At 69.6% G+C, this 12,242-nt stretch carries 6 protein-coding genes (1 of these 6 running past the window's edge); 3 read left to right on the top strand and 3 right to left on the bottom strand.

The features are described from left to right. Positions 1 to 40: 40 nt before the first annotated feature. The gene (locus QSV35_RS12925) at positions 41 to 730 is read right to left on the bottom strand and encodes an aggregation-promoting factor C-terminal-like domain-containing protein (protein ID WP_286289193.1); all 690 of its coding nucleotides are present in this window, start codon (positions 728 to 730) and stop codon (positions 41 to 43) included. 330 nt (positions 731 to 1,060) lie between these two features. Between QSV35_RS12925 and QSV35_RS12920 the strand changes: the two genes are divergently transcribed. Both QSV35_RS12920 and QSV35_RS12915 read left to right on the top strand, forming a co-directional pair. Further along, entirely contained in the window at positions 1,061 to 1,273 is a 213-nt protein-coding gene (locus tag QSV35_RS12920; protein WP_286289192.1) for an AsnC family protein, read from the top strand. A gap of 32 nt (positions 1,274 to 1,305) precedes the next feature. Further along, entirely contained in the window at positions 1,306 to 3,213 is a 1,908-nt protein-coding gene (locus QSV35_RS12915; RefSeq protein ID WP_286289191.1) for an ABC transporter ATP-binding protein, read from the top strand. A gap of 624 nt (positions 3,214 to 3,837) precedes the next feature. Here QSV35_RS12915 and QSV35_RS12910 read toward each other — a convergent pair. After that, entirely contained in the window at positions 3,838 to 5,712 is a 1,875-nt protein-coding gene (locus QSV35_RS12910) for a phosphoenolpyruvate carboxykinase (GTP) (protein WP_286289190.1), read from the bottom strand. A 116-nt stretch (positions 5,713 to 5,828) separates the two neighbouring features. Between QSV35_RS12910 and QSV35_RS12905 the strand changes: the two genes are divergently transcribed. Further along, complete coding sequence (locus QSV35_RS12905) at positions 5,829 to 7,271, top strand: XRE family transcriptional regulator (protein WP_286289189.1); 1,443 nt, start codon at positions 5,829 to 5,831, stop codon at positions 7,269 to 7,271. 18 nt (positions 7,272 to 7,289) lie between these two features. On the opposite strand, the gene QSV35_RS12900 is transcribed toward QSV35_RS12905, so the two are convergent. Further along, positions 7,290 to 12,242: the end of a hypothetical protein gene (locus tag QSV35_RS12900; RefSeq protein WP_286289188.1), read on the bottom strand. Its footprint extends 25,128 nt past the window's final position; the window shows 4,953 of its 30,081 coding nt (coding positions 25,129–30,081); its start codon lies off the right edge, out of view — the gene reads right to left on this strand; it ends in the stop codon at positions 7,290 to 7,292.

The following is a 12,242-nucleotide window of genomic DNA, read 5'->3' as shown; positions in this document are numbered from 1 at the left end:
AGGACACGGGCGCGCCCGCATCCTCGACCCTCGTCAGTGCTCAGTACCAGCCGGTGGACTGCGAGTGCGCCCACGCGCCGCACGGGGTGCCGTAGCGGCCGGCGATGTAGTTCAGGCCCCACGTGATCTGCACGACGGGGTTGTTCTGCCAGCCCGCGCCCATCTTCGAGCCGGGGAGGGCCTGCGGGATGCCGTAGGCGCCGCTGGGGTTGCTGGCGTTGACACGCCAACCCGACTCGCGGTTCCAGAGGGCGTTCAGGCACGCGAACTGGTCTGCGCCCCAGCCGCGTTGCGCGGCGAGCTCCTGGCCGATGGCACGCGGATCGCCGGCGGGAATGGATGCCGGCGCGGGCGCGGGAGCCGCGACCTGCTTCGGCTTCGGCTTGGGCGCCGGCTTCGGGGCCGGCGCGGGCGGTGCGGGCGGCGGCGGGACATACGGTCCCGCGACGATCTGCGGGGTGGTCGTGTCATAAGCGCCGGTCTCGAGGATGCGGCTCTTGCCCAATGCGAGCTTGTCGTGGTCGACTTCGACCTGCTTGATGACGAGCGTGCCTTCGACGAGCTGCAGCTGGTGGTTCGCTGCGGCCGGCTTCACGTCCTCGGAGACGGTGGTGGCGACGGTGGGCTGGATCTCGCTCGCGTAGGCCGGGGCGATGGTGGCCGGGACGGCTGCAGCGGCGACGAGCACCGCGGACGCGACGAGGCGGGTGGTGGTGGAGAAGGAGGGCACGGGGCTCCGATGTTCGTGCTTCCCTGCGTTGTCGAGCCCGCGCCAGGCAGCGCGAGGAGCGGGCGCGCAATGCGTCCGTGCAGGCTGGTCGCCCCGTCCGGCGGCGTTCGGGTTGCCGCGGGTGAGGCATCCGTCGCGAGACGTGTACGGGCACGCGTCTCGAAAAGTTGCAGAACCGTAATGCGGACCTGTGGCTTCGACGAACTCGTTTACGCTAGGGGCGCTACCTGGACGGTTCGTGCGAGAACCCTGGACGCCTGAAGGCTGTCAACCCAGGTTGACGACGTGAGCGCGCGTCAACTAAGGTTGACGCGGCGAAGGGAGCCCGCGATGAGCGAAGGCGTGCCGACCGCGATCGGCGCGGCGGAGGGCGGTGAACCGCTCGCGGAGCTCCGGCGCATCCGTGCGTGGCAGGCCGCGCTCGCCCGCGCCGAGGCCGAGCAGGTGCGCCGCGCCCGCGCCCGCGGCTACTCGTGGGTCGCGATCGCCGACTCGCTGGGCGTCAGTCGTCAAGCCGTGCACAAGAAGTACGGTCGAAGATAGCTTTGTCCCCCCTCTGAGATCCGAGGTCACCCATGTCCCAGGCGACGACAGAGCGCCGCGGCCGGTTCGGCCGATCCCGCAAGCAGGAAGGCCCGCGCGCGAGCCTGAAGCAGCTCCTCCCCTATGTGTTCGAGCACCGCGGAGTGCTCGCCGTCGTCGTCGTGCTCAGCATCCTGGGCGCGCTCGCGAGCCTCGCCCAGCCGCTCATCGTGGGCCAGATCATCACGCGCGTCGAGAAGAACGACCCGCTCGGCGCTCTCGTGTGGGTCCTCGTCGCGCTCGTGATCGTGGCATCCGTGCTCTCCGGGTACCAGCACTATCTGCTGCAGCGCACCGGCACCGCGGTCGTGTACTCGAGCAGGCGCAAGCTCATCGCCCGCATCCTGCACCTGCCCATCAGCGAGTTCGACGCCCGGCGCACCGGTGACCTCGTCTCGCGCGTCGGCACCGACACGACCCTCCTCTACGCGGTGCTGACGCAGGGTCTCGCGGACTCCATCGGCAATTCGCTCATCTTCCTCGGCGCCCTCATCGCGATGGCGATCATCGACCCGATCCTGCTCGCGCTGATCCTGATCGTGATCGGCGCCTCGATCGCGGTCGTCGGAGCTCTCAGCGGACGCATCCGCAAGGCCACGCGCGACCAGCAGGAGAAGGTGGGCGAGCTGGCCTCGGGCGTCGAGCGGGCCGTCGGCGCCGTCCGCACGATCCGGGCGTCCGGCGCCTCCGGCCGCGAGGAGACCGCCATCACCGGGATCGCCGAGGAGACGTACGGCGTCGGCGTGCGCATCGCGAAGGTGTCCGCGCTCATCGTGCCGGTCGCGGCGATCGCACTGCAGGTGTCGCTGCTCGTCGTGCTCGGCGTCGGCGGGTACCGCGTCGCATCCGGAGCGATCACGGTGGCGAGCCTCGTCACATTCGTGATGTTCCTCTTCATGCTCGTCGCGCCCCTCGGCTCGTTCTTCGGCGCGATCACGTCGGTGAACCAGGCGCTCGGGGCGCTCGGCCGCATCCAGGAGGTCCTGGACCTCCCCACCGAGACGCAGGATGACGCGGCCATCGCGGCTGCCGTCACGGACCCGGCGCCGATGCCCGCTGAACACGCGCCCGCGATCGAGTTCCGCGACGTGCGGTTCCGGTACCCCGCCGCCGTCGTCGCCGCGCGCGTCAAGGCGGAGTCGGAGGCGGAGGCCCTGCTGGAGTCCGCGCACGTGCCGCTGGCGTCATCCGATTCGCCGTTCGCCGAGCCGCCCGCGGAGGGCGACGTCCTGCGCGGCGTCTCGTTCTCGGTGCCGCGCGGCGCGCGCGTCGCGCTCGTCGGGCCCTCGGGCGCCGGCAAGTCCACCACGCTCGCGCTGATCGAGCGCTTCTACGACCCGACCGGCGGCGCGATCCTCGTCGACGGCACCGACGCGCGGGCCCTCGATCGCGACGATCTGCGCGCACGCCTGGGGTACGTCGAGCAGGATGCGCCGACCCTCGCCGGCACGATCGCCGACAACCTGCGGCTCGCCTCCCCCGACGCGACGGACGCCGAGTGCGAGCGGGTGCTGCGCGAGGTGAACCTCGGCGACGTGCTCGACCGCTCCGCGCTCGGCCTCGACGCCCCGGTCGGCGAGGCCGGCGTCATGCTGTCCGGCGGCGAGCGCCAGCGCCTCGCGATCGCGCGGGCGCTGCTGGCCGCTCCCCCGATCCTGCTGCTCGACGAGTCGACGTCGTCGCTCGACGGCCTGAACGAGCAGCGGATGCGCGACGCCATCGACGCCGTGGCATCCGGTCGCACGCTCGTGGTGATCGCGCACCGCCTGTCGACGGTCGTCGACAGCGACGTCATCGTCGTGATGGACCACGGCCGCGTCATCGGCCAGGGCACCCACTCGGAGCTCGTGGAGTCCACGCCGCTGTACCGGGACCTCGCGAGGCACCAGCTGCTCGTGTAGGTCGCTGCGTTTCGACTCGCTTCGCTCGCTCAACGACCCGCGAGGGGAGCTGCGTTTCGACTCGCTTCGCTCGCTCAACGACCCGCGAGGGGAGCTGCGTTTCGACTCGCTTCGCACCCGCGAGGGGAGCTGCGTTTCGACTCGCTTCGCTCGCTCAACGACCCGCGAGGGGGAGCTACGTTTCGACTCGCTTCGCTCGCTCGACGACACGCGAGGGTAGCTGCGTACGCATGTCCCACAACCCGGTGGTTCCGTTCGCGGCATCCCACGTGTTCTGGGACATGCACCCGAGCCCGTGCGAGCGTGTCCCACAACCTGCGAGCTCAGGCGACCGCACCCCGCGTGTTGTGAGACATGCGGGCCGTGCGCGCGCGGTTGCGTCTCACAACCTGCGAATCCAGGGCGCCGCATCCCGCGTGTTGTGAGACATACGGAGTGCGCGCAATAGCGGCCGGGCCCACAGCATGCGGGAACAGGACGAACCCCCGGTCTCGGGCGAGACCGGGGGTTCGTGACCGTTCCGGAAGCCCCGTGGGGCTCACGACCGGAACGGGTGGAGCACGGACGAAACGAGACGCGCGACCCAACCCCTCGGCATCGCAGCGCTCGTTTCGTCCGGGTCTGTCAGGCCTTCTGCAGGCGGTAGCGAAGAGCCGCGAGCTCTGACTGCAGGGCCGCGGGCACCTTGCCGTCGAAGGTCGCGTAGAACTCCTCGGTGAGGTCGGCCTCGTGCTGCCATGACGCGGGGTCGACGGAGAAGAGCTCCTCGAGGTCCTCCGTCGGCATCGTGAGGCCGAACAGGTTCAGATCCTGCAGGCGCGGCAGACGGCCGATCGGGCTGTCCACCGCCGGGACCTCGCCGTCGATGCGGCGGATGATCCAGTCGATGACGCGCGAGTTGTCACCGAAGCCCGGCCACAGGAACCGGCCGTCGGAGCCGCGGCGGAACCAGTTCACCTGGAAGATGCGCGGCAGGCGGTCGAAGCGGCTCTGCTGGCCGATCTTCAGCCAGTGGCCGAAGTAGTCCGCCATGTTGTAGCCGCAGAAGGGCAGCATCGCGAACGGGTCGCGGCGGAGCTCGCCGACGGTGCCCTCGGCGGCGGCGGTGCGCTCCGAGGAGATCGTCGAGCCGAGGAAGACGCCGTGCGTCCAGTCGGTCGCCTCGACGACGAGCGGGACGTTCGTGGCGCGGCGGCCGCCGAAGAGGATCGCGTCGAGCGGGACCGCATCCTCCCAGTCCGGCGCGATCTGCGGGCACTGGCTCGCGGCGACGGTGAACCGGGAGTTCGGGTGGGCGGCGGGGCGGCCGGATGCCGGCGTCCACGGGTTGCCCTCCCAATCGGTGAGCTCGGCGGGCGCCTCGTCGGTCAGGCCCTCCCACCACACGTCGCCGTCGGGGCGGAGCGCGACGTTCGTGAAGATCGTGTTGCCCCACAGGGTCTCGACCGCGGTGACGTTCGTCGACTCGCCGGTCCCCGGCGCGACCCCGAAGAAGCCGGCCTCGGGGTTGATGGCCCACAGGCGCCCGTCCTCACCGGGGCGGATCCAGACGATGTCGTCTCCGAGGGTCTCGACGCGCCAGCCGGGGATCGTCGGGCGCAGCATGGCGAGGTTCGTCTTGCCGCACGCCGACGGGAACGCCGCGGCCACGTGGTAGGCCTTACCGCGCGGGTCGATGACACGGATGAGGAGCATGTGCTCGGCCATCCATCCCTCGTCGCGGCCGATGACCGACGCGATGCGCAGGGCGAAGCACTTCTTGGCGAGGATCGCGTTGCCGCCGTAGCCGGAGCCGTACGACCACACCTCGAGCGTGTCCGGGTAGTGGACGATGTACTTCTCGTCGTTGCACGGCCATGCGACATCCTGCTCGCCCTCGGCGAGCGGCGCGCCGACCGAGTGGACCGTCTTGACCCACGGGGCGCCGTCGGCGATGAGCTTCGTGACGGCGTCGCCGACACGGGTCATGATGCCGATGGATGCCACGGCGTAGGCGGAGTCTGTGACCTGGACGCCGATGTGCGACAGCGGGCCGCCGACAGCGCCCATCGAGAACGGCACGACGTACATGGTGCGCCCGCGCATGGAGCCGGCGAAGACGCCGTTCAGGGTCTCGCGCATCTCGGCGGGGTCCGCCCAGTTGTTCGTGGGGCCGGCGTCTTCTTCGCGCGCGGAGGCGATGAAGGTGCGCGCCTCGGTGCGGGCGACATCGCTCGGCGCGGAGCGGGCGAGGTACGAGCCGGGCCGCCACTCTGGGTTGAGCTTGATGATCTTGCCCTCCGCGACCATGTCGCGCAGGAGGGCGTCGTTCTCCGCGCGGGAGCCGTCGATCCAGTGGATGCGGGCGGGTTGGGTGAGCGCGGCGATCTCGTCGACCCAGGCGACGAGGGCATCCATGCCCGCGCCCGTGTACGCCGGACGGCTGCCGAACTCGCGCAGGGCGGTGAGGGGTCGCGAAATCGGTCCGGTGTTGCGGGTGAAGGTCTCTGCCAAGGCCATCGTCACTCCTGTAACTCGTCATTTCCCGAGGTGTATGACAAGTTTGCGCCTCCTTATGACCCTCTTACCGCCCCCGAGCATGCAAAGAACCTCGATTCTTTCGCTATCCTCAAGGAATGACCTCCTCCGGCATCGAACTGGCCACGCTGGGCCACCGCATCCGTCATCACCGCCTCGAGAGCGGGATGACGCTCGACGAGCTGGGGGCCAACGTCGGCGTGGCGGGCTCCCACCTCAGCCTCATCGAGAACGGCAAGCGCGAGCCGAAGCTGTCGCTCCTTCAGGAGATCGCCCGCGCGACCGACGTCGAGCTGTCCGACCTGCTCTCAGCCGAGCCGCCGAACCGCCGTGCGGCCCTGGAGATCGAGCTCGACCGGGCGCAGGCGAGCTCCGTGTTCCGGCGGCTCGGGATCTCGCCGGTGAAGGTCTCGAAGGGCATGAACGACGAGACGCTGGAGTCGATCCTGGGCCTCCACCGCGAGCTCCACCGCCGCGAGCGCGAAGCGATCGCGACGCCCGAGGAGGCGCGGCGCGCCAACACCGAGCTCCGCGTGATGATGCGCGAGCAGAACAACTACCTTCCCGAGATCGAGAAGCTCGCGGAGAAGCACCTGAAGGCGGCCGGGCACGGCCTGGGCGCGCTGACGCACCGCACCGTGAGCCTCATGGCCGAGCAACTGGGGTTCGAGCTCATCTACGTCACCGACCTCCCCCACTCGGCGAGATCGGTCACCGACATCGAGAACGGCCGGATCTACCTGCCGCCGGCATCCATCCCAGGCGGGCACGGCCTCCGCTCCATGGCGCTGCAGGCGATGGCGCACCGCATCCTCGGCCACCAGCCGCCGACCTCGTACGCGGACTTCCTGCAGCAGCGCCTCGAGATCAACTACTACGCCGCGTGCTGTCTCATGCCGGAAACGGCATCCGTCGCCTTCCTTCAGCAGGCTAAGAAGGACCGGAACCTCGCCGTCGAGGACTTCCGCGACGCGTTCGGCGTGACGCATGAAGCTGCCGGCATGCGTATGACGAACCTCCTCACGGAGCACCTCGGGATCCCGCTGCACTTCCTGCGCGTCGATGGGTCGGGCGCGATCTCACGCGTGTACGAGAACGACGACCTGCCGCTGCCGATGGATGTCACGGGGTCCGTCGAGGGCCAGATGGTGTGCCGCAAGTTCCTCGCCCGCTCCGCGTTCGAGGAGCAGAACCGCACCACCGAGCATTACCAGTACACCGACACCCCGTCCGGGTCGTTCTGGTGCTCGACGCAGACCGGGACGACGAGCTCCGGCGAATTCTCCGTCACCGTCGGCGTGCCCTTCGACGACGCCAAATGGTTCCGCGGACGCGAGACGCAGAAGCGCGCACTGTCGACGTGCCCTGACGAGGCGTGCTGCCGCCGCCCTCCGGGCGACGCCGCCGCCCGCTGGGACGGCAAGGCGTGGCCGTCCGCCCGCGTGCACATGCAGATGTTCTCCCCGCTGCCCTCGGGCAAGTTCCCGGGCGTGGATGCGACCGAGGTCTACGCCTTCCTCGACCGGCACGCCGAGGGCTGAGCCCGGCCGCGGCGCCGGCTACAGGGTGGACGACAGGTCGGTCGCCCAGCCCTTCAGAAGGGTCGCGTAGGCGGAGGAGACGTACTTGCTCCCCGCGGCCGTCACGAACGAGGCGAGGGCGGACTTCGCGGTCGTGTGGTTGTTCGCGGCGAGCGCGTTCTGCGCGGACGTCAGGTACGACTGCAGGCTGGATGCCACGGAGGACGACGTGATGAGCCCGCTCGACACGCCGTAGGACACCGCGGCCTGCAGACCGGCGATCGTCGCGCGCACCGTCAAGGTCAGAGTCCTCGTCGACGTGTTGCCCACGGCATCCGTCGCCGTGATGACGATCGTGTGGACGCCGGCCGCGAGGGTCTCCCCGGTGATCGTCGTGCCGTTCGAGATGGCGACCCCGTCGAGCGTGGCCTTCAGCGACGACAGGCCGGAGCCGGCATCCGTCGCGCCGTAGCTCAGCGTGATCCGCTGCGACACGTCGTAGTACGCGCCGTTCGAGGGTGCGGTGAGCGACGACGTGATCGCCGGCGGCGTGGTGTCGAGCACGAAGACGCGCGTGACGACCACCGAGTTCCCGACGCGGTCGGTGACCATGACGGACACCGTGTGCGCGCCGTCCCCGCTGATCCCGGTGATCGTCACGGACGTGCTGTAGGCGACGGGCGCGCTGTACGCACCGCCGTCGAGGGAGACCGCCACCGTCGCAAGGCCGGACGGTGCGGTGAAGGAGAGGGCCAGCGTAACCGTCGAGCTCGTGACGTAGAGCTGGTTGCCGACGGTCTTGCCGGGAACCGTGACGGAGCCGGCCAGGAGCGACTTCAGCAGGGCCTGCGTGTAGACCGTCGGGTTGCCCGCCGGGTCGGTCTCGGTGACCGTCAGAGTCACCGGACCGTCGGTGAGCGAGGCGAGCGAGCCGCTCCAGAGCGTCGTCTTGCCGCTGCCGTTGAAGTAGTACGACCCGGTCACGCTGTGGGTGCCGTCGGAGAACCGGAAGGCGATCGTCGCCCCCGTCTCGCCCGATGTCGCGATCGACACCCCGCTCACGTTGCCGGAGTTGATGACGGATGCCACGGGCGTGACCGTGAGCACCGGCGGGATCGTGTCGAGCGTCGCGTAGGTCGTCGTGGCGGTGCTCGCGCCGATGCCGTTCGTGAGCGTCGTCGTGATCGTGAGGAGACCGTCGAGGAGCGCGGACACATCCACCGGGATGAGGACCGAGCCTGTCGAGTCGACGATGTCCATCCCGTTCGCGACGTTCCCCGCCGTGTCCGTGATGATGACGTTGGCGATCGAGCCCGCCTGGCCCTTCACCGTGACGCTGTACGCGCCGCGCGTCGCGAGGTTCGCGTAGGTCCCCGAGGCGACGGTCGGCGCGGTCGGCGCGACGCTGCTCTTGCCGAGAGGTGCTGTCAGGGTCACCGGGGCGCCACCGGGCGGGGTCACGACGACCTTCACGGCGATGGCTCCGTCGGGGAACATCGACAGGTCGAGGACGACCGCGAAGCTGCCGCCCGCCGAGATCACGCCCGAGCCGGTGACGAGGCTCGAGCCTTCGGTGAACGAGTACGTGACGGTGGAGCCCGCGATCCCGCTGACCACGAGCGGAACGGTCGCGGCCGTCGCGGGCGTGATGCCGGATGGGAGGTTGACGCCGGCGCCGGACGGCAGCGACATGTGGGGGGCGATGAGTGCCGCGGCGGACGCCATCGGCGCGACGATCCCCGACGAGGTCCCCATGCCCGACGAGTTGAACGGCCGGATGTTGGCGGTCTTCTGGACATCGATCGACGTGCCGCCGAGGTTCTCCGGCATCTGGTTGAACGGATCGCCCGTCTGCTGGTGCCAGGCCGCGTCGTGCTGGAGGACGAGTCCGAGCTCGCCGTACGGCTCGCCGTTGCGCGACGCGAGACCCTGGTAGCGGTCATCCCACGGGATGTAGCGCGTCTGGAGCGTCTGGTCGGCGCCGTCGCTCTTGGACAGCGCGTACAGGAACTCGGGGAGGAACGGCTGCAGCGTGCGGCTGACCGCAGGCATCCCGAACTGCGAGAACGGCACGTAGTAGCTGTTGTGGTTGCCGACCCAGTCGATGAGGCGGTCCCCACCGGTGCCGGCGAAGTAGATGTCCTGGCCGGCGCCGCCGTACGCGAGCGACTCCCACGCGGGCGTGCCCCATTGGAAGTTCGACGTCGCGCGGCTGAACGTGCCGTTGCCGTTGTTCACGAGGTTCGGGACCGGACCGTCGTTGAGGCCGCCGTCGACGTGCGTGTCGGCGCGGACGTCGATGAGGTCGCCGCCCCAGCCGCCGTACACCCGGACGCGGCCCATGCCCGCCACGATGTAGTCGTTGCCGAGGTCTCCGAAGATCGCCTTGTCGCCCGTCACCGGCATCTGCGGATCGACCGTGCCCTGGTACCACGTGAGGTCCAGAGGCATCCCCGCATCCGTCGGATCGAACGTGAGGAAGAACGGCAGGCACGTGGCGCTCAGCGCCATCGTCTTGCACAGCAGCGGGTTCGGCGAGCCGACCACCCAGTTGTTGCTCACGGTGCTGTTCAGCCACACCTCGCGACGCGGGTCGGTCGGGTCGAAGTAGCTCGACTTGCCGGCCATCGCCGCACGTGCCGCGTTGCCGTTGCCGGCGTCGGCGAGCGGGAACCATCCGGCCGGGTTGCCCGGGTTGAACGGGTGGTACCAGTCGGTGCGCCACGGCGTCGTGTTGATCGCGGTGCCGTCCATCGCGAAGTTGTCGGCGTACCCGACCTCGGGCGCCTCGGCGCCGGACACGGCCGACTGTCCGGGACCGGCGTGGATGACGCCGTTGCCCCAGCCGCCGTAGATGATGTTGTGCCCGTAGCGCGGCTGGTAGTGGTCGCAGATCGCGTTCTGCTTGCATCCGGTCGAGAAGCTCGGGCTTCCCGCCGCGAACGGGTCCCAGTTGTACGGCCAGAGGACCGCCGTGTACGTCAGGGCGCCCGCCACATTGATGACCGCCTGCTGCACGTTGCCGGGCGTCGTGATGAGCTCGGACAGGTTCGCCTGCGGGATCGCCGCGACTCCGTAGAGAGGCTCGCCGTAGCTCAAGCTGTTGCGGCTGATGAAGCAGCGCCCGCCGCCCCCGATGATGCACTGGTCGCCACGGCCCCCGGAGATCCAGTTGTCCGCGTAGCCGGTGATGATGACGTCGTTCTGGCCGCCGCCGTAGATCACGTCGTTCGCGGGGCCGCCGTAGATGAAGGCGTCGCCGGACTCCGCGTGGATCTCGCTGCCGCGCATGAGGTGCTGCCCGTCGACGATCTCGGGGGTGCCGCCGATGTCGCCCCATCCGTTCGACGCGGCAACTCCCGTGACCTGCGGGCCGGGCTGGTTCGCGAGGTCGGGTCCGCCGGGGGTCATGTCGAGGAGGTTCACCGCGCGGGCGATGATGCGCTCGGTCGCCGTCAGATAGCCGTTCACGTCGTAGTTGAAGTTGAGGTAGCCGATCGACGTGGCGACGCCCGACACCATGGTCGCGCTGCCGGTCGGCATCGGCGTCTTGTTGACGCCCACGAGGCGGATGATCTGCCCGTTGTTCGCGAGGATGACGTTCGCGTCGTGCGCGTGGCCGTTCGGGTTCGTGATGCAGTGGTTCGTCGCATCCAGCATCCCGTCGCCGCAGTCCTCGCGGCCGATCTGCGTGCCCGATCCGCCGAAGATCAGGTTCGACCCGCTCGCGCGCTCGCTCGGGAGCGTGAGGCTGAACATGTCGGAGTTGCCGCCGATGATGTCGTTCTGCCCGCGGTTCGCGAAGATCGTGTTGCTGCCGCGGCCGCCTTCGATGTAGCTCTGGCCGTCGGTGGCGGCGACCGTCGCCGTCGTGGTGCACGGCAGTGCGGTGCAGGATGCGGGCGCCGGCGATCCGGTGACGGTCAGGGTGCCTTGGCTCACCGCGCTGACGACGCCGACCATCACGCCGTTGACCGTGAGGGTCTGACCGAGCGCGATGCCCGAGTCGGCCCACCACAGGCCGTCGGTGCGGGTGATCGTGTGGGCGCCGAAGATCAGCGATCCCGCCACCTTGTACTGCAGCAGAGCGTAATCGTCGACGGACGGGTTGATCAGCAGCTCGTTGTTCCCGTCGCGGCACGCGCCGACGCGGGTGCCGAGGGCGAAGCCGCGGAAGGTGCACGTCGCCGCGCCGCCGAAGACGCTGCCGACCGAGACGTACGGGCCGGCGACGGTCGGGGAGCCGGTCAGCGAGAGCGGCACCGTGATGTCGATGGAGCCGTGAGCCTGGATGATGTTGTTGTTCGACTCGCCGAAGATCATCGCCGAGCCCGAGCCGCCCGCGATGTAGTCGGCGCCCTTGTAGGCGGAGTCCTGCAGCGCCGGACCGCGCGTCGTGTCGTTCAGCGGCACCGACAGGAGGATGCCGCCCGTCCCCGAGAGGAAGTCGCCCCACCACGCGTGCCCGGTCGGGTCGTTCTGCGCGACGCCGTCGGTCTGGCTCTGCGTGAGCGAACCGGGCGTCGTGCTGTAGATCTGGGTGCCGGTGAGGTCCTGGAATCGGGGGTTCGTGTAGTTCCCGATGTGCGTCGTGCGGTCGAGCGCGACCCCGCCGGCGATGATGAGGTTGCGTCCCGGCCCGCCCTGGATGTCGTTGTTCCCGTCGCCGCCGACGATGACGTTGTCGCCGCCGGACCCATAGATGCGGTTGTCGCCGTGGTTCTGCGGCTGGTCGCTGACGGCGGACAGGATGTCGTGCGTCGTCTGGATCTTCTCGACGGTCGTGTGGCCGAACCTGTTCGGTGCGCCCGCGAGGCAGTTCGGGTTGTACGTCTGCGCGCCGGACGGGCGGCAGTAGCCGTTGGCCGGTCCGATCGTGAGGGAGACGGCGCCGCCGCTGCCGGTGATGGTGTTGCGTGAGAGCTTGGCCCAGGTGCCGTCGCCGCTCACCCACGTGATGATCGTGCCGTCGGACAGGAGTGCCGGCACGGC

The organism is Microbacterium candidum, assembly GCF_030315975.1.
GTDB lineage: Bacteria > Actinomycetota > Actinomycetes > Actinomycetales > Microbacteriaceae > Microbacterium > Microbacterium candidum.
Note: the sequence above shows the minus strand (reverse complement) of the source record. Positions and strands in the feature narration are given on the sequence as shown.